At 48.4% G+C, this 24,717-nt stretch carries 21 protein-coding genes and 2 riboswitches; of the genes, 12 read left to right on the top strand and 9 right to left on the bottom strand.

Features of this window, described 5'->3' with window-relative positions; genetic code table 11:
• Positions 1-33 precede the first annotated feature (33 nt).
• Complete coding sequence (locus tag ASG02_RS10545; RefSeq protein ID WP_056063231.1) at positions 34-1,107, top strand: glycerate kinase; 1,074 nt, start codon at positions 34-36, stop codon at positions 1,105-1,107.
• Positions 1,108-1,170: 63 nt separating this feature from the next.
• Positions 1,171-1,740: a hypothetical protein gene (locus ASG02_RS10540; RefSeq protein WP_056063228.1), complete on the top strand. Its 570-nt coding sequence runs from the start codon at positions 1,171-1,173 to the stop codon at positions 1,738-1,740.
• A 46-nt stretch (positions 1,741-1,786) separates the two neighbouring features.
• On the opposite strand, the gene ASG02_RS10535 is transcribed toward ASG02_RS10540, so the two are convergent.
• Positions 1,787-2,266, bottom strand: coding sequence for a glutathione peroxidase (locus ASG02_RS10535; RefSeq protein ID WP_056063223.1), 480 nt, complete (start codon positions 2,264-2,266; stop codon positions 1,787-1,789).
• 170 nt (positions 2,267-2,436) lie between these two features.
• On the opposite strand from ASG02_RS10535, the gene ASG02_RS10530 reads away from it, so the two are divergent.
• The 6 genes from ASG02_RS10530 (at position 2,437) to ASG02_RS10510 (ending at position 8,701) form a co-directional block, all read left to right on the top strand.
• A complete protein-coding gene (locus ASG02_RS10530) occupies positions 2,437-2,631 on the top strand; it encodes a hypothetical protein (protein ID WP_023469379.1) in 195 nt (64 codons plus the stop codon).
• A gap of 241 nt (positions 2,632-2,872) precedes the next feature.
• Positions 2,873-3,026, top strand: a riboswitch (cyclic di-AMP (ydaO/yuaA leader).
• Between the two features lie 222 nt (positions 3,027-3,248).
• Complete coding sequence (locus tag ASG02_RS15935) at positions 3,249-3,329, top strand: potassium-transporting ATPase subunit F (protein WP_071908832.1); 81 nt, start codon at positions 3,249-3,251, stop codon at positions 3,327-3,329.
• A gap of 23 nt (positions 3,330-3,352) precedes the next feature.
• The gene (gene kdpA / locus ASG02_RS10525) at positions 3,353-4,993 is read left to right on the top strand and encodes a potassium-transporting ATPase subunit KdpA (protein WP_056063220.1); all 1,641 of its coding nucleotides are present in this window, start codon (positions 3,353-3,355) and stop codon (positions 4,991-4,993) included.
• Between the two features lie 17 nt (positions 4,994-5,010).
• Positions 5,011-7,080 (top strand): potassium-transporting ATPase subunit KdpB, encoded by a 2,070-nt coding sequence (kdpB, locus tag ASG02_RS10520; protein ID WP_369814210.1) that lies wholly within the window; start codon positions 5,011-5,013, stop codon positions 7,078-7,080.
• Between the two features lie 14 nt (positions 7,081-7,094).
• Positions 7,095-7,616 (top strand): K(+)-transporting ATPase subunit C, encoded by a 522-nt coding sequence (gene kdpC / locus ASG02_RS10515; protein ID WP_056063218.1) that lies wholly within the window; start codon positions 7,095-7,097, stop codon positions 7,614-7,616.
• Entirely contained in the window at positions 7,613-8,701 is a 1,089-nt protein-coding gene (locus tag ASG02_RS10510; RefSeq protein ID WP_056063215.1) for a universal stress protein, read from the top strand. Before kdpC ends, ASG02_RS10510 begins: the two co-directional genes overlap by 4 nt.
• A 331-nt stretch (positions 8,702-9,032) precedes the next feature.
• On the opposite strand, the gene ASG02_RS10505 is transcribed toward ASG02_RS10510, so the two are convergent.
• From ASG02_RS10505 to ASG02_RS15830, 3 genes are all read right to left on the bottom strand, one after another.
• Positions 9,033-12,620: an SH3 domain-containing protein gene (locus tag ASG02_RS10505; protein ID WP_056063212.1), complete on the bottom strand. Its 3,588-nt coding sequence runs from the start codon at positions 12,618-12,620 to the stop codon at positions 9,033-9,035.
• A gap of 201 nt (positions 12,621-12,821) precedes the next feature.
• Positions 12,822-14,054 carry a thioredoxin domain-containing protein gene (locus ASG02_RS15835; RefSeq protein ID WP_235514029.1) on the bottom strand — a complete coding sequence of 411 codons (1,233 nt, stop codon included), beginning with the start codon at positions 14,052-14,054 and terminating at the stop codon, positions 12,822-12,824.
• A gap of 21 nt (positions 14,055-14,075) precedes the next feature.
• On the bottom strand, positions 14,076-14,852 hold the full coding sequence (locus tag ASG02_RS15830) for a thioredoxin domain-containing protein (protein ID WP_235514028.1): 777 nt from the start codon (positions 14,850-14,852) through the stop codon (positions 14,076-14,078).
• 600 nt (positions 14,853-15,452) lie between these two features.
• Between ASG02_RS15830 and ASG02_RS10495 the strand changes: the two genes are divergently transcribed.
• Both ASG02_RS10495 and ASG02_RS10490 read left to right on the top strand, forming a co-directional pair.
• Entirely contained in the window at positions 15,453-15,632 is a 180-nt protein-coding gene (locus ASG02_RS10495) for a hypothetical protein (protein WP_035410333.1), read from the top strand.
• 129 nt (positions 15,633-15,761) lie between these two features.
• Positions 15,762-18,512: an FN3 associated domain-containing protein gene (locus ASG02_RS10490; protein WP_056063209.1), complete on the top strand. Its 2,751-nt coding sequence runs from the start codon at positions 15,762-15,764 to the stop codon at positions 18,510-18,512.
• A gap of 17 nt (positions 18,513-18,529) precedes the next feature.
• On the opposite strand, the gene ASG02_RS10485 is transcribed toward ASG02_RS10490, so the two are convergent.
• A complete protein-coding gene (locus ASG02_RS10485; RefSeq protein ID WP_035410328.1) occupies positions 18,530-18,886 on the bottom strand; it encodes a hypothetical protein in 357 nt (118 codons plus the stop codon).
• Between the two features lie 350 nt (positions 18,887-19,236).
• Here ASG02_RS10485 and ASG02_RS10475 point away from each other — a divergent pair, with 350 nt between their 5' ends.
• Both ASG02_RS10475 and ASG02_RS10470 read left to right on the top strand, forming a co-directional pair.
• Complete coding sequence (locus ASG02_RS10475; RefSeq protein ID WP_035410321.1) at positions 19,237-20,115, top strand: CAP domain-containing protein; 879 nt, start codon at positions 19,237-19,239, stop codon at positions 20,113-20,115.
• A gap of 88 nt (positions 20,116-20,203) precedes the next feature.
• Positions 20,204-20,701: a GNAT family N-acetyltransferase gene (locus tag ASG02_RS10470; protein WP_056063206.1), complete on the top strand. Its 498-nt coding sequence runs from the start codon at positions 20,204-20,206 to the stop codon at positions 20,699-20,701.
• Positions 20,702-20,761: 60 nt separating this feature from the next.
• On the opposite strand, the gene ASG02_RS10465 is transcribed toward ASG02_RS10470, so the two are convergent.
• The 4 genes from ASG02_RS10465 to ASG02_RS10450 form a co-directional block, all read right to left on the bottom strand.
• Positions 20,762-21,577 (bottom strand): MetQ/NlpA family ABC transporter substrate-binding protein, encoded by an 816-nt coding sequence (locus tag ASG02_RS10465; RefSeq protein ID WP_056063203.1) that lies wholly within the window; start codon positions 21,575-21,577, stop codon positions 20,762-20,764.
• A 27-nt stretch (positions 21,578-21,604) separates the two neighbouring features.
• Positions 21,605-22,270: a methionine ABC transporter permease gene (locus ASG02_RS10460; protein ID WP_056063199.1), complete on the bottom strand. Its 666-nt coding sequence runs from the start codon at positions 22,268-22,270 to the stop codon at positions 21,605-21,607.
• Positions 22,260-23,273, bottom strand: a complete 1,014-nt coding sequence (locus ASG02_RS10455) for a methionine ABC transporter ATP-binding protein (RefSeq protein WP_056063197.1) — start codon at positions 23,271-23,273, stop codon at positions 22,260-22,262. The genes ASG02_RS10460 and ASG02_RS10455 overlap by 11 nt, the downstream gene beginning before the upstream one ends.
• Positions 23,274-23,358: 85 nt before the next feature.
• Positions 23,359-23,463: riboswitch (SAM riboswitch) on the bottom strand.
• 62 nt (positions 23,464-23,525) lie between these two features.
• Positions 23,526-24,713, bottom strand: coding sequence for an aminotransferase class I/II-fold pyridoxal phosphate-dependent enzyme (locus tag ASG02_RS10450; RefSeq protein ID WP_056063194.1), 1,188 nt, complete (start codon positions 24,711-24,713; stop codon positions 23,526-23,528).
• Positions 24,714-24,717: the final 4 nt, after the last annotated feature.

The raw sequence follows: 24,717 nt of genomic DNA, 5'->3' as shown, positions 1-24,717 counted from the left end.
TTGATATGAGATTTTTGAAGGGGGAACTTACAGATGGCACGTCACTTGATTTTAATGGATGCGTTCAAAGGTAGTATTTCTTCGAAGGAGGCAGCAGAAGCCGTCACGTCTGGAATACTGGCACATGAACCAACTGCGATCATCGATTCCTCACCTGTCGCGGACGGTGGGGAAGGAACGCTTGAAGTCTATCTCGCGCTTGGATATAAGGAAAAGACGGCCGTGACGATTGATCTAGCAGGTCGTCCGTGTGAAGTACAGTATGCCGTAAAAGATTCAGACGCCGTCATCGAAGTCGCGCGTATTTGTGGACTGCCGATGCGACAAAGCGAAGATAATCCTGTTCGAGTGAATACGCGTGGCGTCGGGCGTTTGATGGAACAGTTACGCAATCAAGGAATAACACGTATCCGACTGGCGTTAGGGGGGACAGGTACGACGGATGGGGGACTTGGTTTACTCGCGGAAGTCGGTTGTCGTCTTCAAGATGCCTCGGGTAAGCCGATTTTGTTCCGTACAAATCCATTATTTGAGACGCAGACCATTCATTGTTCAACGTATCCGGTTCAGCTGGAAGCCCTCGTAGATGTGACAGCTCCCTATCATGGTCTAGATGGTCCGGCTTATCTGTTTGGTCCACAAAAAGGGCTACTTGCGGATACCATCACAAAACTCGATCAACAACTCGAGCAAATCGGAAAGTTACTTGGATTAGAGGGCGTCAAAGGAGCAGGGGCAGCCGGCGGACTCGGTGGAGCCGTGTATGCGCTTGGTGGACGGATCGTTCCGGGCGCATCGACGATCTTGCAACACCTTCGTGTAGCAGAGCGGATGCAACAAGCGGATTATGTCTGGACAGGGGAAGGACGGGTCGACCGTCAAAGCCAAATCGGTAAATTGCCAGGTGAGGTCACGCGGATGGCGAGAACAGCTGGCGTCCCTTGTCTGATCCTTGCAGGAATCGTCGAAGAAAACATCCCGCAGGCACTTGATTGTCGATCGATTCATGTCGATCAGAAGATCACCCTCGACCCGGAACAGACGAAAACGCGTATACAGGAGCAAACACGTAAGTGGCTCGAGGAACTTTCGCTGAAACAGGGATGAAGTCGGAAAAGTTTGGGTAAATAACTGTATATTGCCATACTTTTAGAGAAAGTAGGTCATCCTATGATCAATCAATCGATTCAACTATCGTTTCGCCAAGTCCGAGCGCTTGTCGAACATACTTTGCTGTTATTCAAAGAGCTCGATCAACAATTAGCGAATCGTGGATACGAACCAGTCCTACCGGATGTCGTCCAAACGGAACATGGTTTGAGCATCCATCAGACGAAAGAGAGTGCTGAGTCACTCGTTCCACATTTCCTAACGCGGACGTATGTCCGACAACAGGAAAAAACGAATCAACATGGATTACTGATCTCTGTTCAATATACGCATCCTCTCCATGAACGATTCGATCCCGTCGTCCTCGTCGGCGATGTGACGTTCAAGCAGGTGAAGCATGCCCACAAAATCTTGAGTGAGAAACCGTGGCTCCTGAAGTATGCTGCCTTTGAATCGACGATTGCGCAAGAGTTCGTTGCCGATGGTACACGATACACGACGCAACCGATTGAAGAAATCGAAGAGCTGATCGTCTGGGGGCATCCGTTCACGGAAATGCGCGATATCGATGATGTCAAACGATTAGTGGAAGAAATGATCAGTCGTCACCTTGAGCCGGGGACAACATAAAAATAAGCTTCCGTTCCTTCAAGGGAGAAGGAGGGAAGCTTATTTTTTAGACTTGAACGAGCAATCGTTCGATCGCTGCCGTCAAATCCGTTGGATTCGTTTTTGGAGAGAACCGCGTCACTTCTCCATCACGAGTCACGAGGAATTTCGTGAAATTCCACTCGATGTCTGTTGTACCGTCCGTCGTTGGTGCTTGTGCTTTCAGTTCTTCGAATAACGGATGTGCTTGCTCCCCATTGACAGCGATTTTTGAGAAGACGGGGAACGTCACGCCGTAGTTGACTTGGCAGAACGACTGAATCTCCTCGTCCGTTCCCGGGTCTTGGTTCGCGAACTGATTACATGGGAAACCAAGTACGGTCAATCCTTGCGAACGATAGTCTTGATGCAATTGCTCGAGTCCTTCGAACTGTGGCGTCAAGCCACATTTGCTGGCTGTATTGACGATCAGCCATGCTTGAGCTGGGTAGTCACTTAAGGATGCCGACGTTCCGTCGACGCGTTGAAATGAATGATCTTGTAACATGTCAATTCCCCCTTTTTAAGTACTTCTCTAGTGTAACAAATCCGTTTTCTCGTCGTCTTCTATCGTTACTTGCGAGATGACAGAAACATCACAATCGGGTGTCAGCGACGCTTTTTTGACGAATTTTTGCTACGATGAAAAGGAATATGGAAGGAAAGGAGAGATGCCACATGAGAAAAATGTTGAAACAATCGCGGTTCGTCATGATCGCGACGCTTTGTCTCGTCCTCGTCGGAAGTTGTATTACCTTACTGACGCTTGGATTCGAACGCGATATTGTGATTCTTGTTTCTGGAGTGGTTGCCCTATGGGTGACGATGCTAGCTCCTTTGACGGTCCATGCCAAAATGAATCAGCAATCATAATTCTGATTTGCTTATGAAACCGCAGAGCGATTCGATCTAAAAAGGAGCTCCTCCATTTTAGATGAAAGAATCGATTTCTGTGGTTTTTTTTCTTCTATAGTATAGAGTCGAAAAACACTATTTTTCGAAAGTAAGTCATTAAAAAATCAGACTATTTTTTTTTCATTTTTTCTATTTACAACCTTAAAAAATCGGAGTAATATCCATCTCATCAACGAACACTAACATGTTAATGCTTCGATCTCAAAGTACGCCGAATTCATGATTGAAGCGGGGGACCCAATCGTCACGACACGTGACACGGGGTGAATCCTTTCCGAACGGGAAAGGTAGGGCGAAATCCTAGGTATGCCCGAATCCGACAGCTAACCTCGCAGGCGTTTTTAGGAGGGAACGACTCTTTTTTCAGTATGCCAAGTTATAAAGGCGATGCTGGGGCCGTTTTTCGCCTCACATCGTCTTTTTGTCGTGCTTAATTGTAAAAATATTGAATAATATGGGGGTAATTTCATAATGGGAGAACTATGGAGTATCGTACTGCTTGTCTTCTTCTTCGGTACGACGTCCGGAATGATTCGACTGATCGAACGTGTCCAGTGGAGAGCGGGTGACCGGAAATGACGTGGTTTTTACTAGCGACGGGTTGTCTCGTCTTTTTGTATCTCGGTTATTGTCTGATGTATCCAGAAAAATTCTAATCGCATAGGGAGAAAAGAAAAACATGTGGACTCAATTCCTGATCCAATTTTGGATCCTACTCGTCATTGCACTTTGTGCAGCGGTCTTGCTCGGTCGCTACATCGGGATGTACTTCGCGCCGATCGCAGAGCGTCGGGTCGATACAATCGGTAAGGTCGAACGACGCCTTCTATCGTTACTTGGTGTCGATGAAAAGAAACAAGATCAATCGTGGGTCGGCTATTCAAAAAGTCTATTAGTCGTCAATCTACTGTTCTTTATCGGTGGGTACTTGTTGCTTCGCTTCCAAGGCAATCTGCCGCTTAATCCAAACGGTGCTGCCAATCTTGATTGGTCGACTGCGCTTCATACGACGATCAGTTTCATGACGAACACCGATCAACAGCATTATTCAGGTGAAGCGTTATCGTATCTCTCACAAACGTTCGTCCTCGGGACGATGTTATTCGTCGCACCGACGATGGCATTCACGGTCTGTATCGCTGTCATCCGTGGTCTTGCGAATAAACCGCTCGGTAACTTTTATGCGGACTTCGTTCGCTTCATCACACGTATCCTGCTTCCGATCTCATTCTTCTTCGGTATGTTGATGATTTTACTCGGCGTACCACAGACGTTTAGTGGCGCAATCAGCGTCACGACGCTTGAAGGAGCGAAACAGTTGATTTATCGTGGTCCGGTCGCAGCGTTTGAGGTCATCAAACAGCTCGGTAACAACGGCGGTGGTTTTTTCGGAGCAAACGGAGCGCATCCGTTTGAAAATCCGAATCAGTTCGTCAACTTCATCCAGATGTTCTTGATGTTATTGATTCCGATGTCACTTCCTGTCGCATACGGCAAAATCATCGGTTCTGCGAAACAGGGGCGACTTTTCCTCGGTGTCATGACGATTTTATTTATCATGATGACGTTCGGAATGGCAGGTAGCCTATTTGCGAACCCGACTGCACACGGTCAGGAATTACGCTTCGGTCAAGTCGGTACAGCGCTCTATAGCTCGATTACGACAGCGGCTGAAACCGGTGCGGTCAATGCGATGCATGACTCACTCCATCCGCTTGCTGGATTGATCCAGCTCGGAAACTTGATGCTCAACGTCGTGTACGGCGGTGCCGGAGCTGGATTCTTGAATGTCTTGCTTTATGCTTTCGTCGCAGTTTTCCTGACAGGTCTCTTGATCGGTCGGACACCAACGTTCCTTGGTAAGAAAATCGAGACGTTCGAAGTGAAGATGATCGCTATCGCACTTCTCGTGCCACCATTCTTGATTCTCGTCGGAACGGCGATCTCCATGTACGTTGCACCAGGCGTCGCTGGCATCTCGAATCCAGGCTATCACGGGCTATCACAAGTCTTGTACGAATTCACGTCGGCGACAGCCAATAATGGTTCTGGATTTGAAGGGCTCGGGGACGCGAATGTCTACTGGAACGTTTCGACGTCGTTCGCCTTATTCATCGGACGTTACATCCCATTGATTTTAATGCTTGCGATCGTTGGTTCGCTGAAGGCGAAGCCATCCGTGCCGCAAGATGAGTTTTCATTCAAAACAGACACACCACTCTTCGGAACAGTCTTCCTCGGTACGGTCGTACTCGTCGGTGCATTGACATTCTTGCCAGTGCTCGTACTTGGACCGGTCGCGGACTGGCTGACGATGTGAACAGGAGATAAAAGCATATGATGGAACGTATCATGCATCCGACGTCCGACGAACACCAACCGAATGGGCAGCCGGAACACCAATCCAAATCAGCAATCAACGGCTCAATCGCGCGCCAGGCGACAATTGATGCCTTTAAAAAAATGAATCCCGTCAACATGATTAAACAACCAATCATGTTCGTCGTCTGGATCGGTTGTTTGCTCGCAATCGGCTATACGATCTTCATTGATGAGATGCGTGGTTTTAACTTGACGGTCAGCATCATCCTCTTCTTGACGGTCTTGTTCGCGAACTTCGCAGAATCGATCGCCGAAGGACGCGGGAAAGCACAAGCAGACTCGCTAAAAGCGTCGAAAGCGGACGTCATGGCTCGTAAACGTGTCGGACAATTGATTGAGAGCGTCTCGTCCGCGACACTCCGGAAAGGCGACATCGTCTTCGTCCGGACCGGTGAATATGTACCAGGTGACGGTGAAATCATCAAAGGTCTTGCTTCGATTGATGAATCGGCGATCACAGGGGAATCGGCACCAGTCATCAAGGAAGCGGGGGGTGATTTCTCGTCGGTCATCGGTGGAACACTCGTCGTTAGTGATGAGATTGAAGTCCGGATCACGAGTAATCCAGGGGAATCGTTCCTCGATCAGATGATTGCACTTGTCGAAGGCGCAAGCCGTCAAAAAACACCGAACGAGCTCGCTTTATCAACACTGTTGACGAGCTTGACATTGATTTTCTTACTCGTCGTCATGACGTTACCAGTCTTTACGAACTATCTTGGATTCAATCTTTCTGGTCCAATCTTGATCGCTTTGCTCGTCTGTTTAATTCCGACGACGATCGGTGGTTTGCTGTCCGCGATCGGCATCGCCGGGATGGACCGTGTCACCCGTTTTAACGTCATCGCGATGAGCGGGAAGGCGGTCGAAGCAGCAGGGGATATCCAAACGATCATCTTAGATAAAACGGGAACGATCACGTTCGGGAACCGGATGGCGTCAGAGATCACGCCGGTCGGTGGACGCTCTGTCGAGCAAGCATTCGAAGGGGCGATCATCGCTTCTTTAGCCGATGAGACACCGGAAGGACGTTCTGTCCTAGAACTCGCAGAACTACGAGACATGCCAGTCGAACGCGAGTGGTTAGATGGAGCAGAAATCATTCCGTTCCGTGCGGAAACACGGATGTCAGGTCTGGATTTGACGGATGGTCGTCGTGTACGGAAAGGGGCGGGTCAAGCAATTCAAGAATGGGTGACAGAACAAGGCGGAACGATTCCGAATGATTTGCAAGAAACGATCGATTCAGTCTCACGCTTAGGTGGAACCCCACTTGTCGTTGCGATAGATGCGACGATTCTTGGAGTCATTTACTTGAAAGACACAGTCAAACCAGGAATGCGGGAACGGTTTGATCGGTTGCGTGAGATGGGGATCAAAACGATCATGTGTACCGGCGACAACCCGTTGACGGCAGCAACGATCGCTCGCGAAGCAGGCGTTGATGACTTCGTCGCCGAATGTAAACCGGAAGATAAAATCCGTGTCATCCAGCAAGAACAAGCAGCCGGTCACCTCGTCGCCATGACAGGAGACGGTACGAATGATGCACCAGCGCTTGCTCAAGCGGACGTGGGTCTAGCGATGAACAGTGGGACACAAGCCGCGAAAGAAGCAGCGAACATGATCGATCTTGATTCGAACCCAACGAAGATCATCGAAGTCGTCGAAATCGGAAAGCAGCTCTTGATGACACGGGGAGCGTTGACGACGTTCTCGATTGCAAACGATGTCGCAAAATATTTTGCGATCATCCCGGCGATGTTCATGGTCGCGATTCCGCAAATGGAAGTACTCAACATCATGCGACTCGATTCCCCGACGACAGCGATTTTGTCGGCTCTAATCTTCAACGCGATCATCATTCCGATGCTGATCCCGCTCGCGATGAAAGGTGTCTCGTATAAACCGATGACAGCCGATCAATTGCTCGGGCGTAACTTACTCATCTACGGTCTTGGCGGTGTCGTCGTACCGTTCATTGGGATTAAAATCATCGATGTCTTGCTTGCAAGCATCCTTTAAGGAGAAAACGAATCATGAAACAAGCCATTCGTGTGACGATCTTCATCACAGCATTATGCGGGATCGTCTTTCCCGCCTTGTTGACGCTGTTCGGTCAGATTCTCGTACCGGATAAAGCAGCCGGTTCACTCGTACAGGAAAACGGAAAATTCATTGGATCGGAATTGATTGCCCAACCGTTCACGTCGAAACAGTATTTTCACGGACGTCCATCAGCGGTCGATCAATTAGCGGGATCATCTGCTGGGGATAACTTGGCAGCATCGAACCCGGAGCTTGGCACGAAGATAGCGGCATTGCAGAAACAGAACCGAGTGGACGGCGCTTCGCTTCCGGACGATGCCCTCGTGACATCCGGTTCTGGTTTCGATCCGCACATCTCAGTCGCTTATGCTTTGGATCAAGCGAAGCGTATCGCAACCGCACGCGACCTATCGCGTGACGAGGTACGCAAGCTAATCACGAAAGAAGCCGGGACGCATGATTACGTCAATGTCCTCCTTTTGAACCTAGCACTTGATCGGAGCAAATCATGACACGGGGAAAGCTGAAGCTTTATATCGGCTCAGCTCCTGGTGTCGGAAAAACGTATAAGATGCTTGCCGATGCACGAACCTTGACGCTTGAAGGCAAGGATGTCGTCATCGGTCTGATCGAGACACACGGTCGAAAAGAGACGGCGGAGATGGTCGGACAGCTCGAACAAGTCCCGTTACTTGAAGTCGTCTATAAAGAGAAAGTGTTTCCTGAGGTGAACGTGGACGCGATCATTGCCCGTCACCCGGATATTGTCCTGATCGATGAACTGGCGCATACGAATGCTCCCGGATCAGAACGGAAAAAACGCTATCAAGATGTCGCGGCACTCCTTGACGCCGGGATCAACGTTTACTCGGCCGTCAACATCCAGCACTTCGAAAGCTTACTCTTTAAAGTCAAAGAAGTGACGGGTGTCGAGGTCCGGGAGCGAATCCCGGATCCATTTCTCGGAGAGGCCGATGAGATCTTACTCGTCGACGTGACGCCGCAAACGTTACGGGAGAGACTCGAGCAAGGGAAAATCTACAAGAAAGAAAAGATTGAACAGAGTCTGAATTCGTTCTTCTCGCTTCAGAATCTCGCGAGCTTACGGGAGTTATCGTTACGACAAGTCGCGGACGAAGTCGACGATCAAGTCTATCAATCACGTTTGTTGATTGAAAAAGACCCGGCGACGTTACAAGAACGGATTCTCGTCTGCATCCAGCTTAATGATAACGCGCGAAAGTTGATCTATCGCGGATTTCGCATGGCAAGTCGATTAAAGGCGGAACTGTATGTTCTGACGATTTTACCGGCAGCGGAAAATCAATTGAATGCGAAACAGAAGGAAGTGCTTGCGATGGTGCGGGAGAGTGGTGCCTTGTTCGGAGCAGAAGTGCTGATCCGGATTCAAGGCGAACGTTCGATTGCTCAAGCGATTACCGCCGCTGCCAAACATCATCGCATCACGCAAATCGTCCTCGGTCAATCCGCGCGGACCCGCTGGCAGGAAATCCGACGCGGATCGATCATCAATGAAATCATGCGTCATGTCCGCGGAATCGATATCCAAATCGTCGCCGATGACATGGAACGCTAGGGGAGCCCTTCCGCGTAAATGCAGGGGTTTTCTTCGCAACATCATCAGTCTATCGTTTCATAAGACGAACGAGTCAGTTGGTCATCCTCCCTTTCCGCAGGTGGGAGGTAAGCTGCGACATCCTTGCATTTTATGCGGTCTACCGGGTCTTACCTATCCCTGTCGAAAGCGTCGAGCGCGCTTTCTTTTCCTGCAGGAGTTGAGGATGATCCTGCTCGTTCGCTACTAATGAAAAAGGAAAAACCGTTCCGGTGGGATCACCAGAACGGTCTTTCCTTTTTTTGATGTTGGAACACATTTATTGATTTAAAGACGTTGGTTCATCGTCTCCTTAACGAGCGAAGACTGGAATATCAAAGACAGCTGTGTAGCTATCCATCTGTTGATAGAGTGAATAGATTCGAGACGTTTGCTTAACGGCCCATCCCATGTCTGTTGCGTATTGATGGCTACCAGGACGCATCGGACTCCAACGCATCTTGTAGAGCGTGTTTTGTCCGTATTCATTATGGATGTACTTCGTGCTGATGAATTCAGCACCACCGACGATTGCCGCTTCTGATGTAAACCAGCCCATTTTATAGGCATAAGCAGCGCCGGTGTTGATCGCATCATAATCATACGCACCGATTCCATACATGTTATAGACTTTACGTCCATTCCATGTCACACCCATTGCGAGTGTCGATTGTCCATTGCCTGTCTCAAGTAAAGCGTGTGAGATCAAGTAAGCTTCGTTGACGCTGTATTTTTGACCAGCATCGATGAACGCTTGTCCACAACTACCGTTGCTACACTTATTGAAGATCCCGAGTCCTTTCGTTACGTTCGCTAACATCTTATCAAGTGTCGCAGCCGATGCTCCTGTCGTTTTCGAGAGATCGAGGAACTGATAGAAGGCAGAAGAGTTGCGGTCGACTTTCAGTGGATCGGCAACATCACGGACGTCCGTTTCGAGGGCATTCAACCATTGGATCGTTGAGTAACCACTTGTCGCACTCGTGTAGACACGTGGCTTTGTCGTATAGAAGCCACTGACTGATTGATAGACGCGAATCATTCGACCAGGTTGGAACTGACCGTAGACGTGACTCGCCGTCGAAGCACCAGAGCGGATGTTAAGTGGTGTCGTCGCTGTGACAGTCGCAATTGTTCCATTGACTGGATCAAGTGCGCCGCCGAGACGGACGTAACCCGTACTGACATACATCAATTTATCTTTATAGATATCCGTTTGTGGTGGTGGGTTCAGTTTCATCTGGGCGCTGATGAAGGTATCGAACGTATACGGTGTCGCGACAGAGTTATAGACGTTTAATTTCGAAGAAGTCGTCACGAACGCCCCCTTATACGCGTACCCACTTTTTCCATCATAAGAAATCTTATACCAATCACCGATTTGACCGGAGACAGTAACGACGAGGTTTTTCGGAATCGTCTTGATGACATTATAGGAGCTACCAACGTAAGACCGTAAGGCAGCGTCTGATGTTGCCCGTACATACATTTTGTCCTTTGATTCATATTTGATCGATGACGTATTTTGTCCGGTACGGATATAACCCGTTTTCCCGTCGATCGTTACTTTATGCCACGACGTGTTCGTGTACGACGTGATCAAAGCAGAAGTGTAATAGACATTTCCGAACGCGAGTGTCGTGACATTCGATGCTTGATCGTCCGGTGCTTGTTTGACGACGAGCGATTCATTCGCCAAGAAGCGTGCACCTGTGATCTTTTTCGTTTCGGTATATGGTGTCAGTGTTGATTTTAAGACATAACCATTTTTCCCAGCGTAGCTGATCTTTAACCACTGATCGAGACTGCCTGTTACTTGAACGACGGCTGCTTTTGGAAGCTTCGTCACTGTCGCATAGGCTGAACCGGCATCCGACTGGAGTGTCGTATCCGTCATTGCTTGATAGCGGTGGTTATTAACGCTCTCATAGGTGACCGGTGAACCTTGATTGATTTGAACGTAGCCGGTCTTCCCATCGACTGTCAGGCGATGCCATTGCTCGGAATGACCATTCGTGACGACTTGATTCGTCGTATAGACGTCTCCAGAAGAAAGGCGAACGACGGTTTCTGCTGTCGCATGGTGCGATGCTTTCACTTCGACGGTACGTTCAAGGCGATAATAAGAAGAAGGAATCGATTGCGTCATGACTTTTTCCTTGGCGTAACGTGAAGCGATATAACCCGTCTTCCCGCTGTACGTCACGCGATACCAGTCATCGATCATTCCAGTGACAGTAATGCTTGTACCAGAAGGAATCGTTTTAACGGTCGCGTAAGTGTTTCCGGCATACGAGCGAAGTGGAGTCGAAGCCGTCGTCTGCATGACGATCCGGTCCGATTGGTACTGCACACTCTTGCCTTGGTTGACAGGAATGTAGCCCGTCTTTCCATCCTTACTGACACGATGCCATTGCTGTCCGTTTGACGTGACGAGCTGTGTCGTGTAATAGATGTCACCGCTCTGCAGTGTTGCAAGTGTCGATGCTTGTGCGTCGGGTGAAGATTTGATGGAAACCGTGTTTTCCAGTTCGAAGCGGGCGCCTGAAATCGTTTGTTTCGTCGCAAGTGTCGTAAACGTGTTTGATGCGGCATATCCCGTTTTACCGTTATAACTGACACGGTACCAATTCCCGATCCGTCCAGAAATTTTGATGACGGTATTGCTCGGAATCGTTTGTACTGTTGCATACGATGGACCAGCATACGAACGAATCGCCGTCGATGCCGTCGTTTTTAAAGAGAGGTTTGATTCAGTTTCGTATGCAATCGCTGTCCTTTGATTGGCTGGTACGAATCCGATTTTACCTTCCTTCGATACTTGATGCCATGTTTCGCCGAGCGGATTCGTCACACGTGTTTTCGTATAATAGACGTTTCCGGCACTCAGTGTCGCAAGTGCTTCTCCATTCGCAGCAGGTGTCGTTTTGATGACGAGTGGTGATGTCAACAAGAAGCGTGAAGACGGAAGCTTTGTTTTTTCTGTGTATTCTGCCAACGTAGCGGATAAGACATACCCTGTCTTTCCGGCATATGTGACTTGGTGATAGATTGCCGTCTTAGCATTCGAGGTGACGACCGTACCTTTTGGTAGACTCGCTAGACTTTGTTTTGCCTCGGCTTGACTGTAAAGTGGTGTCACACTTTTCGTCTGATACCGTGTTTGTGGAATTAATGTCACATTTTGCTTTTCAGAAGAGGCGAACGCATCTTGATGCATGTAGCCTGTCTTCCCGTCGTACTGGATACTGACCCATTTTTCGATCCGACCGACGACTTTGACGTCTTTTCCAGATGGAATGGTCTGAACTTTGGGATAACCTGTTCCAGCGTACTGACGCAAGATGTAAGCATCGATCGTTTTTAACGTCGTGTTCGTCACCTTTTTATATGCGACCGCTTTTGCGCCAGCTGCGACATAGCCTGTCTTGCCGTCATATTTGACGCGGTACCATGTCTCGCCATATGGATTCGTCACACGTTGTGACGTGTAGTACACATCCTCTTCGTTCAACGTGCCGATCGTCGTTGCAGTATCCACTGCTGTCTTTTTGATCGGTGTCTTTTTGAGGACGAGGTAGCGCTGTCCTGAAACGGTTTGTTTCTTTTCATACAGCGTGAGGTATTTCGACGCGACATATCCCGTTTTTCCAGCATATGTGACCCTTCTGAACGAGCCAGAAGCATACGTAGATGAAACGACAGTTCCGGTCTTGATCGTCAACAAGCGTTTCCGAGAAGATGCCGTCTTATCGTACAGATAACTATCGGTAGACAGACGGTAGGTCGTCGCTTTCGTCGTTGCTGCTTCAGCCATCGGAAGAGATGTCAAAACGATGCTAAAAACGATGAGAAAGCTTGCGAACACCTTCAAGGTCTTCGAGAATGATGTCGTGTTCAAAGTATCTTTCCTCCTAGTAGATATTCGTCCGGATGGACGGAATCGGCTTCTAGGATGTCTAAGTCTAAGTTGTAAAATCTATTGCCTATCCTTACTATCGACAATATCGGATTTTTATGAACAAAAGATTGAATAATTTTGAAAAAAGGGGTCTGGTTTTTTGAAAAACCCTCCTGTTTTTTTAAACAAGAGGGGATATGGTTAGATATTGAGACGTGCGAGGATTTCCGTTAAACGCGTCGTCGGACGTTCGCAGGAAAAATCATGACAGAGATAAGCCGTTGGTGCGTCTGGTTCTGGATACTCCGCAAGCAGTGGGACGTGCGGAAGAAGGTCGCGCTTCGTACCGATCAACAAAGCAACTTCCGGTAAGCGTAACTGTTGCAGTTGCTTGATTTCGAGCGGGATGTCTACTTCTTCCGGAAGCAAGATAATCAATTCCTTCGGTTCCATCTGCCGGTAGGTGAAGGTACTGACAAGTGAGGCGAATCCGGTCGGTTGTTGCTCGACTTCCTCTATTAAAGTTGCGAGAGCCCGTTCAGCACTCTCTTGATAAACGAGACGACCAGTAAGACGACTGAGCGTGAAAAGGGCGTTCAAGGCAATGCTATTTCCGGCAGGTGTGACGCCATCATACAGATCGAGTGGACGAACAAGTAGTTTGTCGGAGCGTGACGACGTCAGATAAAAATAACCATCTGCTGTCTGGAACTGGTCCTGCAGCACATCTGCAAATGCTAAAGCTTCCTTTAGATGGAGAGCATGGTGTGTAGACTGGAATAGTTCAAGATGTGCATCAATCATGTACGCATAGTCATCGAGGAAACCGTGACCGGTTGCTTGTCCATCGCGGTAATGGACTGCAAGATGCTGTTCAGTACGAACGAATCGCTCGAGTGACGTCATGGCACGCGTTGCGACACGTGTATAATACGGTTCGCCAAACACACGACCGGCTTTAGCGAACGTCGAGATCATCATCGCATTCCACGATGTCAACCGTTTATCATCACGGAACGGTCGCATGCGTTCATTTCGCGCACGAAGAAGAATTTGGCGCTCGTGTTCGAGTTGCGACGCTGTTTCAGCAAGCGACAAGTGAATAGAACGTGCGAATGCCTCGAGTGTTCGTCCTGTCCGGTAAAAGACGTTCCGTCCCTCAAAGTTTCCCGATGATGAAGCATGATAGAAGCGGGGGAACAGCGCGTTTAGTCCGAGCAAGTCGGTCAGCTCACGCTCCGTGAACGTATAAAAATGTCCTTCGCCCCCTTCGCTATCTGCATCCAGTGCGGCATAAAAGGTGCCGTCCGGTGCGGTCAATTCCTGTTCTACAAACGTCAGCACTTCTTCTGCATAGCGACGGAAGCGAGTTTGACCCGATGCTTGATACGTTTCGATGCATGCTGTCGCAAACCAGGCATTGTCATAGAGCATCTTCTCGAAATGAGGAATTTCTCACTTGGCATCGACCGTGTAGCGGAATAGACCGTAGCCGACTTGATCCGTCATCCCGCCGTCACGCATCGCGATCAGCGATCGCATGACCATATGAAGTGCCGTCTCGTCTTCCGCGAACTGATAATAATCGAGCAAGAAACGGAGCAGGGCAGGCGACGGGAACTTCGGTGCCTCTCCGAATCCGCCATGTTGACGATCAAATTGTCGCATCGCTTGATCAAAAGTGTCATGAATGATCGATTCATTCCAAGTACGGGTAGACGTCGCAGGCTGCAATACGTCGCGAAGCGTCTGCGACATATTCTGACCGACTTGTGCGATTTTCTCTGGTGAACGGCGGAATTGTTCGCTGAGCTGGAGTGTCACTTGACGAAAACTCGGACGATTGAACTGAGGCGTTTTTGGAAAATACGTGCCGATATAAAATGGCTGTTGATCCGCTGTCATGAAGACGCTCAGCGGCCAGCCGCCTTGTCCGTTCATGACTTGAGCAGCCGTCATGTACAAATGATCGATATCGGGACGTTCTTCTCGGTCGACTTTGATCGAGATATAGCGTTCATTTAAGAGTCGTGCCGTTTCTTCATCTTCGAAACTTTCGTGTGCCAGCACATGGCACCAGTGACACGTCGAATACCCGATTGATAAAAAGATTGGCTTACCAGTCTCGCGCGCGGCAGTGAAGGCATCCTCACCCCAGGGATACCAATCGACAGGGTGGTGGGCATGTTGCAATAGATAGGGACTCGTTTCATGGATAAGTCGATTCGACATGATGGATTTCCCTCGTTTCTTCTATAGTAATAAGTCCTCTTCACGATACTCGGCTTTTGTAGCAGGTGCAACTCTGATTCCAAGACGAGGGAAAACGATTTTCTAAAAGAAAGATTGACTTTATAAAAGAAAGTATGATAAATTAATATAAGTCATGAATCGGGGATGATCACTCATGTGAGAATCTTCAATCCATATCATACAATTAAATCGACAGGTCAGGATTTTTAGACCGCTACTGACAAATGAGTCAGACATAAGTCATCGCTTTTATTTTGTCCTTCTTCATACTACGGGAAGAAGTCGACCCAGCAAGATAAACCTTCCAATCGATACTTTTCCGCTCATTCCCGAGCTATTTCTAAAAATCCCAGTATCATGCGTCCGTTGCAGACGTATCACGATTCTTGCTAAAATGCTTGATTCAGCTGGCGCGGCCAAGGAGCCGTAACAACGAAAGAGAGGTAGGGCTTTCGTCGTTTCAGGTGTTTTGATCACCTGTAATCCTCGATTCTCATGACAACCAAAAACAACGACACGCTGATGAGGCGTTTTTTTTATGCCTTTTTTCGGGTAAAGCGGAAAGAAGGGGGTGACGACATGCCATGGAATGAGAACAACTATCCGGATTCATTCAAGAACTTTGATCCACCGCTTCGAAAAAAAGCGATTGAGATCGCGAACGCTTTGTTAGAAGAAGGGTATGAAGAGGGACGCGCTATTCCGATTGCGACATCACAAGCTGAAAAATGGTACGAAAGTCACAAAGACGAACAATAAAATGTTGTAAGCGATACCATTTCTTTCATTTACGAAGGATGGTATCTTTTTTTACGAAAAATATACACTCTTTTGAATATAATCTGATATTATAAAGAAGTGTCAGAAAATTCAATAGGGGGTCACATCATGAAATACGGCAGTACGTTTGGAAAGTGGGCATTGGCCGGAGTATTGACTGCAGGAATCCTTCCACAAGCGGGTCTTGTCGGGGCAGAAGGCGAAGGCGTCATCTTGTCTGAATACATAGAAGGAACAAGTAACAACAAGGCAATCGAGCTATACAATGGATCGGGGCAAATCATTGATTTAGCAGACTATACACTCGTTCAATACACGAACGGTGGACCATCTGAGTCCAAAATCACATTATCGGGGAAAGTAGATCCAGGTAAAACATTCGTTATCGCGAATTCAAGTGCGAATGCAGACATCAAAGCAAAAGCGCAAATGACGACGGGTTCGTTGAACTTCAACGGAAATGATCCGGTTGCATTAAAAAAGGGCGACGTTGTCCTTGATATCATCGGACCGATCGGTTCATCCGTTGATTTCGCAAAAGACACGACACTTGTTCGGAAATCAGGTGTTACATCAGGTGTTAAGACGTATGAACCATCACAGTGGACGAGCTTTCCTGTCGATACACTGACGAATCTCGGTAGCCATCAGACGGAAGCCGGCGATATTCTCGTTGCACCAACGGCTACTCCAGTCGGTGAGGTCGAGCGTGGGGATCAAGTGACACTGTCAGGTGAAGGAACGATCCATTATACAGTTGATGGTACGACACCGACTGTTGACAGTCCGGTTTACACATCACCGATTACGATCAATGACGAAGTGACGATTCAAGCAGTTGCTGTCAAGGACGGGAAAACGTCAGCTGTCTCGACATTCAAGTACTACATCGCACCACCAATCACTAAAATCAGCAGTATCCAAGGCGTCGCGCACACATCACCATACGCAGATCAACTCGTCCGGACGACGGGCGTCGTCACGTATGTCGTTGATGCGAACAACTTCTACATGCAGGATCCAAATCCGGATAACGACAGCCGGACATCAGAAGGTATTCTCGTCTACGCGAAAAACCACGGTGCTGCCGTTGGACAAAAGGTCGCGACGACAGGTTACGTCAAAGAATGGATCCTCGGCGGATACAGCGATAAATTCGATACGGATCTAGCCGTTACGGAAATCAGTACGGTCAATCTCGTAAAGGGTGCGCTCAACGAAGGGTTACCAGCGAGTATCGTCCTTGGTGATAAAGGCGTCTTGATTCCGACTCAAGTCGTCGATAACGATTCCTTCGCTCAGTTTGACCCGAAAGAAGATGCGATCGATTTATACGAAAGCTTAGAAGGCATGCGTGTTGCTTTACCGAACGCGATCGTCACAGGACCACAAGCGAACCGGACGATCCCAGTTCGTACACAAACAGACGCAAACAAGGTCTATACGAAACGTGGCACACCGATTCTGACGAAGGACAACGTCAATCCGGAGCGCTTGTTCGTCGAGATGGGAAGTTCATCGTATCGTGCGAAAGCCGGAGACACATTCGATGGAACGATTGAGGGTGTCATGAGCTACAACTATTCGGCTTACAAAGTACTCGCAAAAGCAGCAGACCTTCCGAAACTCGTTACGAGCGAAGCGGAACGTCAACCGACGAACATCGAAACGGGTGAATCACGTCTGACTGTCGCTTCATACAACGTCGAGAACTTCGCGTCGACAGCCGATGCTGGAAAAGTTGATCGTGTCTCGGAAGGCATCGCGACATTCCTGAAGACACCAGACATCGTTGGTTTGACAGAGATGCAGGATAACGACGGCGCAACGGATAGCGGCACAGTCGACGCTTCGAAATCATTTGAGACATTGATCGCAGCGATCGAAGCAAAAACAGGTGTCCGGTATGCGTATACGGACATCGCACCAGAAGATAAAAAGGACGGCGGGCAACCAGGCGGAAACATCCGTGTCGGGTTCCTCTACAATCCAGCGCGTGTATCACTCGCACCAGGAGAAAAAGGTGGAGCGACGGAAGCCGTGTCAGTTGAAAATGGTAAGCTGACGAAAAACCCGGGTCGCATTCAGCCGACGGATCCGAACTTCGCGAGTTCGCGGAAACCGCTCGTCGCGGAATTCCTCTTTAATGGTGATTCATATCATGTCATCGTCAACCACTTCAACTCAAAAGGTGGCGATGGAGCTGACTTCGGTAAAAACCAACCGGTCGTTCGTAAGAGTGAAGTCCAGCGTCATGCGATTGCGAACATCGTCCAAAACTTCGTTTCTGAATTGAAGACGGAAGTCAAAGATTCGAATGTCGTCGTTCTTGGTGACCTCAACGACTTCCAGTTCTCAGAAACGTTAGACATCCTGAAAGGGAAAAATCTCTGGAACACAGTCGATGATCTTCCGAAATCTGAGCGTTACTCGTACGTCTACAACGGAAATGCGCAAGTACTCGACCATATCTTAATTTCGAATAACTTGAAGTCGTATACATCGTCGGATATCGTCAACATCAACTCGGATTACATGGAAGCAGACGGTAGCGCGAGTGACCACGATCCAGCGATCATCTCGATTCAAGGTGCACAAACGGCAGTACCGGTCAAAGGAACGGCAGAAGTCGGTATCTGGCGTGCTGTTCAAAAAGGAAAACATATCTTCATTGAACGTAAATTGGGTCGCAACTGGGATAAAGCTAGTGAAACACACGCCGATCAACAAGGTGAATTGCTCGCACTTCGCGTGTCACAGGGGCGTCCATACATTCAAGTGAAGACAATCAAAGGCAAAACGATCTGGCTTGAATTGTCGAACAAATACAAACTAGCTGAAACAACGAAATACCAATAAAATCAAAAAAAGCGGACTTAGCGGTCCGCTTTTTTGCGTGCTGGGATAAAGAGTAAAAGAAGTGAGAGTGTACTGATCGAGAGTGTGGAAATTAAGGCAACGGGTAACGGGATGGCACGGAACATATACGTGAAGTGAATGATGATCAATAATAGAATGATAGCGAGACCAGGAATGAATTGTTTTGAGAGCAACATACCGGAACCTGGAACGAGTATTTCAAATCCAAGTCGTTGATTGAGACGAACATCTTCGTGGGCATTGGCTAAGCTAAAGGATACAGTCAAGGCGACAAGGATCATCCAGCCGGAGAATAAGTATTGTTGAATGGGTAAAAAGGCAATGGATTCATAAATGAAATACAGTAAAACCATAGGTCAGCTCCTTCATATCATTATGTTATTTGGAAAAGCATTGAAAGTTTGGCTTACGAATTTTAATGATACCGAGTCAAGATTCGGAGAGCAACCAAAATTCGCTGAGAATGAAATAAAAGAATGTTCACACATTTTAAGAAAAGGGGAATATACTTTAGTCTCTGTACTAAATGTTTTCAAGAATCGTTTAAAAGAAAGCATTTCACTAAAGGAAGAGCGTTCTCATGAAATGTGTCAGGTTTGTGGACAGAAGATGTGATTTAGACAAATGAGAGCCAATGACTGTTCGGGGGAAACAATTTCTTTTAAAATAAAGGTAATGAGATTAAAGGAGGCGAAACGACGACATGAAAAAATGGTTGATCATCGGAGTAGCAGCGGTAGCCTTTTTCGGCTACGAAAACATTCCAATGGAACAGGCAGAAGCCGATTACCCGAAAAGTGGCGGCAAGCTGATTGATCGATATAGCAGTGAGTATCCCGGATATGACTGGGAAGTCAGACGGACTTCAACGGAAGAATTCGTCGCCTTAACGAAGGATGGTAAGGACTACGGAAAATATCGTTTCAAAAACGGTGTGACGACACAAGGTGCAGTATTGAATAAGGATACGGAATCCTCTTTGAAGAAAAAGGGGTGGTCCGCAGTGAAGTCCTATCGTAAAGGCAACACAAACTACATGCTGAATCTGGACCATGCCGCCGTTTATGAGAAGAAAGGGAACTATGTAACGTACTTCTTCGATCAACATGACGGCAATAAAGTCAAAGCGACACTTGCGATTCCGAAAGACGTCGAAGCGGAGAAAAAAGGCTTCTACGGTACGTCATCAAATGCGCTACGGACGACGGATGAGAAATTAATGCTTCGCTTGATGAACTGGGAACGCGCTGACTATAAGTTGAATCCGTTAGCACCGTACACAGCATTGAAGCCGGTCACCCGTGGTCACAGCGAAAACATGGCGAAACATAATTTCTTCTCGCATACAGATCCACAAGGTCGTGATCCGTTCGACCGGATGAAACGCGGAGGAATCACGTTCAGCTATGCTGGTGAAAACCTCTCGATGGGGTATCCGAACGTCTTTGCCGCGCATTGGGGTCTAATGAATTCACAAGGACACCGAGAAAATATTTTGAAAAAAGAGTACAAGCAAGCCGATGTCGGTGTGGCATTCCGAGACAATGCACCGTACTTCACGATTAATTTCCGAACACCTTAAGTATGTAAAAAAGAGGATGACATTTCACGATGTCGTTCTCTTTTTCATGAGATTGTTTGTTTTATACTAAAGGCAGGAGGTGGGGCGATTGGAAATCCGTCGATTGAATCCAGAAGATGCAGTACTCTATAAAGCATTGCGATTAGAAGCATTACAGAATCATCCGGAAGCGTTCGGCTCCGATTATGAAGCGGAAAAAGATCGACCGGTCGACCAGTATGCTACGCGATTTCAGAGCGAACAGGCAGCGACGTTCGGTGCCTTTCATGAAGCGCAACTCGTTGGGGTCGTCACCGTTGTCTGCTCCGAGCTAGACAAGATGCGACATCGAGCCAATTTATTTGCGATGTACGTCACTCCAAGCATCAGAAAACAGCAGGTCGGACAGCAATTGGTACAAGAGGCATTACGGGCATTAGAGGAACGTCCTTGGATCGAGCAGGTTCATCTCTCGGTCGTTCGGACGAATGAAGCCGCTAAAGCCTTGTATCGGTCGCTTGGCTTCGAATCGTACGCGATTGAACCGCGGGCGTTGAAAATCGATGGTACCTATCATGATGAAGAACTCATGTGGTATCGGTTCTAACACAAAACGACCGAAATTCAATGAGAGATGATCTCTTTTGAATTCCGGTCGTTTTAAAAATCAGTTTGCCCAATTTGGTTTGCTGAAACCTTTGAATGATTTTTCGATGACTGTGTTGAATGCATCGGATTCGACAGCTGTCTTCAGGTCTTTTGCGACTTGTGAGTCTGCATCTTTCGTTTGGACAGCAATGAGGTTCCGGTATTGCTCGTCCATCGTCTCAAGTGCTAACGCATCGAGTAAATCGAATTTCGCAGCAAGCGCGAAGTTTCCTGGAACTGCTGAGACATCAACGCTTTCGATGGCACGTGGCAGTTGCGCTGCTTCAAGCGGCTTGATGACGAGTTTCTTCGGATTTTTGACGATATCTTTCTCTGAGACGGTCAGTGGATCGACATCTGGCTTCAGTTCGATCCAGCCTTGTTCTGCCAAGAGGTTCAGCGCGCGTGCCTGGTTCGTTGGATCGTTCGGTGTCGCGACTTCAGCGCCTGTCTTGACGTCGTCAAGTGTCTTCGCCGTTTTACTATACAGTCCCATCGGTGCCGTCGGGACAGTGATGAGCCCTTTAAGGTCGAGCTTCTTTTCTTTAGAGAACGTCTTCAGGTAAATCGAGTGTTGGAATAAGTTAGCATCGATATTGCCACTACCGAGTGCGATGTTCGGTTGGATATAATCGCTGAATTCGACGATTTCGACTTTATAGCCTTTCTTTTCGAGTTGCGGTTGAATCGCTTGTTTGACCATGTCGCTATAAGGACCGCTTGTCGCCCCAATCTTGATCGTCTTGTCTTTTTCATCAGCGCTGCTGTCTCCGCATCCTGCGAGGATTCCTGCACCGAGTAAGGCTGTCGCTAAAAAGGCATATCGTTTTTTCATGATTCAACTCTCCCTTTATATGTATGATTAGCGCTTGTCTGTTTTTCGCGCCAGTTGATTGCCGAGTGCTTGAATGCTCTGGACGATGACGATGAGGACGACGATCGTCACGATCATGATGAGATTATCGTAGCGATAGTAACCGAAACGGATCGCGAGGTCACCGACACCTCCACCGCCGACGATACCAGCCATCGCCGAGAAGCCGATCAAGCTGATCGTCGTTAATGTGATGCCCTGAATGATGCCAGGGAGTGCTTCCGGTAAGAGGACACTGACGATGATCCGTAATGGTTTCGCTCCGCAGGCTTCCGCTGCTTCGATCAAACCAGGTGGAATTTCACGGAGTGATGTTTCGACGAGGCGCGCGAGAAACGGAATCGCTGCGACACTAAGGCTGACGGACGCTGCCGTCGGACCAATCGTATTATCAAGCAAGAACTTCGTTAATGGAATGAGGGCAACAAGCAAGATGATGAACGGCAAGGACCGGACGATGTTGACGACGAAGTCAAGGACACGTCGGATGGCAATGTTTTGAAAGAATAAACCGCGGTCGGTGACGAACAGGAGAATCCCGAGTGGAATCCCGACGACCAATGCGAAGGCAAGCGAAATGCCAACCATCCACGCCGTCTCACCAAGTGCCTTCAACAACTCGGGTAACATCGTTTGTATACGATCAAGCCACATCCTGAATCACCTCGAGTGTATGAAGTTCCGCCGCAAGCCAGTCGAGGGCAGGTGCGATTTGATCGGAGGATCCCGTCAAGCTGACGATTAAGACACCAAAAGCGACGTCTTGGATGTAATCGACTTTTCCGTGCAGGATGCTGACCGAGATATCGTATCGACGGATGGCTTCCGATAACGTACTTTCACCGGTCTTCTCGCCCGTGAACTGCAGGCGGATGATCTTTCCCGGTGTCGTTTGCAAGATGCGTTCCGGTAGCTCGATCTGGAGTGCCGTGTCGACATAATGTTGTGTCACCGGATGTTTGGCTTGACTGAACAAATCGTATGTAGAGGCGACTTCGACGACTTCCCCTTGCGACATGACCGCGACACGATGGCAAATCTGTTTGACGACATCGATCTCATGCGTGATGAGGACGATCGTCAATCCGAGTCGTTCATTCAAATCTTTCAACAAATCTAAAATCTGCAGCGTCGTGACCGGATCAAGGGCAGAGGTCGCTTCGTCACATAACAAGACGGTTGGATCATTCGCGAGTGCCCGGGCAATCCCAACGCGCTGTTTTTGTCCGCCGCTCAACTGACTCGGGAAGTTCGTTTCGAATCCTTCGAGTCCGACGAGTGAGACGAGTTCACGGATCCGTTCCGGAAAATCTGCTCGTTTGACGCCAGCAGCCTTCAGTGCGAAAGCAATGTTATCTGCGACATTACGCGACTGGATCAATTGGAAATGCTGAAAGATCATTCCTGTCCGCAAACGAAGTTGACGCAAATCTGCTTTTGACATCCCACCGAGCGAGACACCGTCGACCTTGACCGTTCCTTGTGTCGGATGCTCGAGACCGTTGATCAGACGAAGTAACGTACTCTTACCGGCACCGGATTCACCGATGATCCCAAAGATTTCTCCTTTTTGAATCGTCAAATCGACATCCCGTAATGCGAAAATCGGGGTCCGGTCTCGGACGAACCGTTTCGTAATCTGTTTGAATTCAATCATTTGCTCATCTCCTTGTACAAAAAAAAGTCGCTTTTTCCTAGTAGCAGAGCAACCAGAAAAAAGCGACGAAAGTGTAAGATTTCGTAACTTATCTCTCAGAATGAATCCATTCTGTAGGATGTGGCACCGTTCCTGATAGGTGGTTGCCGGACGTCGTTGGGCCTAATCCCTCGGTCGCTCTCGATAAGTAGTTATGCTGTTGGGATTTACTTTAACGGAAATGATTCCCATCTGTCAAATGTTTTTTCAGAATTATTCCGCAACAGGTGTCCGGAACAGGTTGAGCGTTCCAATTCGCCCGACGGCCTCTTCTAGACGTTCGACGTCAGCAATTAAGCTGATCCGTACGTAGCCTTCGCCGTATTCGCCGAAGAATGATCCAGGGGTCACGGCGACGTGTGCTTCGTCAAGCAGATGATCCGTGAAGCTTTGGGACGTGTATCCTTCAGGCACCGGAAGCCAGACGAAGAAGGAACCGCCCGGTCGTGGTCCGCTCCAGCCGATTGCATCGAGTTTCGTAAATAAGGCATCGCGTCGTGTTTCATATAAGCTACTTAACTCACGGACACATGTTTGGTCACTCGTCAGGGCAACGGTCGCTGCATGTTGAATCGGTGTGAAAGCACTGACGTAGAGATGTTCCTGATACGTCTCGATGCTTGAGATGACGGACGGATTTCCGATCGCGAAAGCGATTCGGAAGCCGGACATGTTGAATCGTTTCGAGAGTGAGAACAACTCGATTCCGACATCTTTCGCCCCTTCCGTCTGCAGAAAGCTTCGTGTCGGACCGTCAAAACTGATTCCACCATATGCTAAATCGTGAACGACACAAATATCGTGGGCATCTGCGAAGGCAACTGTCTGTTCGAAGGCTTCTGCTGTCGCTGTCGCACCTGTCGGATTACTCGGGTAATTGAGGAACAACATCCGGGCGCGTTCGACATCTGTCGTATCAAGTAAATCGTAATCCGGCAGGAAGTTATTTTTCTCAAGCAATGGAAGCGTAATCGGATAAGCACCAGCAAGTGCTGCTCCAGACAGGTAATCCGGATACCCCGGATCCGGGACGATGACACCTTCTCCAGGATTGACGATCGTTTGTGGTAAGGCAACGATTCCGGCTTTACTACCGAGAAGAATTGCGACCTCGGTTGCCGGATCGATCGTGACGCCGAATTCATTGGCATAAAAGCTCGCGACGGCTTGCTTTAGAAAATCATGTCCACGAAATGGTGGATATTGAAGGTTTGTTGGCTCATCGATCGCCTGTTTCAAGGCGTCGAGAATATGTACGGGCGTGGTTTGATCGGGTGTTCCTTGACCAAGGGTAATGACATCATGTCCGGCAGCTTTCACAGCACCGATCCGGTTCGCAAGTTCAGCGAAAACGGGAGCAGGAAGCCGATCGATGGCGATGGATGGAGCGAAATGTTTCATGGAT

The sequence above is a fragment of the Exiguobacterium sp. Leaf196 genome (assembly GCF_001423965.1).
Taxonomy (GTDB): Bacteria; Bacillota; Bacilli; order Exiguobacteriales; family Exiguobacteriaceae; genus Exiguobacterium_A.
Note: the sequence above shows the minus strand (reverse complement) of the source record. Positions and strands in the feature narration are given on the sequence as shown.

Coding starts and splice junctions, on each gene's coding strand:
- ASG02_RS10545 (WP_056063231.1), top strand. CDS start 34: ATGGCACGTCACTTGATTTTAATGGATGCGTTCAAAGGTAGTATTTCT.
- ASG02_RS10540 (WP_056063228.1), top strand. CDS start 1,171: ATGATCAATCAATCGATTCAACTATCGTTTCGCCAAGTCCGAGCGCTT.
- ASG02_RS10535 (WP_056063223.1), bottom strand. CDS start 2,266: ATGTTACAAGATCATTCATTTCAACGCGTCGACGGAACGTCGGCATCC.
- ASG02_RS10530 (WP_023469379.1), top strand. CDS start 2,437: ATGAGAAAAATGTTGAAACAATCGCGGTTCGTCATGATCGCGACGCTT.
- ASG02_RS15935 (WP_071908832.1), top strand. CDS start 3,249: ATGACGTGGTTTTTACTAGCGACGGGTTGTCTCGTCTTTTTGTATCTC.
- kdpA (WP_056063220.1), top strand. CDS start 3,353: ATGTGGACTCAATTCCTGATCCAATTTTGGATCCTACTCGTCATTGCA.
- kdpB (WP_369814210.1), top strand. CDS start 5,011: ATGATGGAACGTATCATGCATCCGACGTCCGACGAACACCAACCGAAT.
- kdpC (WP_056063218.1), top strand. CDS start 7,095: ATGAAACAAGCCATTCGTGTGACGATCTTCATCACAGCATTATGCGGG.
- ASG02_RS10510 (WP_056063215.1), top strand. CDS start 7,613: ATGACACGGGGAAAGCTGAAGCTTTATATCGGCTCAGCTCCTGGTGTC.
- ASG02_RS15835 (WP_235514029.1), bottom strand. CDS start 14,054: ATGCTCTATGACAATGCCTGGTTTGCGACAGCATGCATCGAAACGTAT.
- ASG02_RS15830 (WP_235514028.1), bottom strand. CDS start 14,852: ATGTCGAATCGACTTATCCATGAAACGAGTCCCTATCTATTGCAACAT.
- ASG02_RS10495 (WP_035410333.1), top strand. CDS start 15,453: ATGCCATGGAATGAGAACAACTATCCGGATTCATTCAAGAACTTTGAT.
- ASG02_RS10490 (WP_056063209.1), top strand. CDS start 15,762: ATGAAATACGGCAGTACGTTTGGAAAGTGGGCATTGGCCGGAGTATTG.
- ASG02_RS10485 (WP_035410328.1), bottom strand. CDS start 18,886: ATGGTTTTACTGTATTTCATTTATGAATCCATTGCCTTTTTACCCATT.
- ASG02_RS10475 (WP_035410321.1), top strand. CDS start 19,237: ATGAAAAAATGGTTGATCATCGGAGTAGCAGCGGTAGCCTTTTTCGGC.
- ASG02_RS10465 (WP_056063203.1), bottom strand. CDS start 21,577: ATGAAAAAACGATATGCCTTTTTAGCGACAGCCTTACTCGGTGCAGGA.
- ASG02_RS10460 (WP_056063199.1), bottom strand. CDS start 22,270: ATGTGGCTTGATCGTATACAAACGATGTTACCCGAGTTGTTGAAGGCA.
- ASG02_RS10455 (WP_056063197.1), bottom strand. CDS start 23,273: ATGATTGAATTCAAACAGATTACGAAACGGTTCGTCCGAGACCGGACC.
- ASG02_RS10450 (WP_056063194.1), bottom strand. CDS start 24,713: ATGAAACATTTCGCTCCATCCATCGCCATCGATCGGCTTCCTGCTCCC.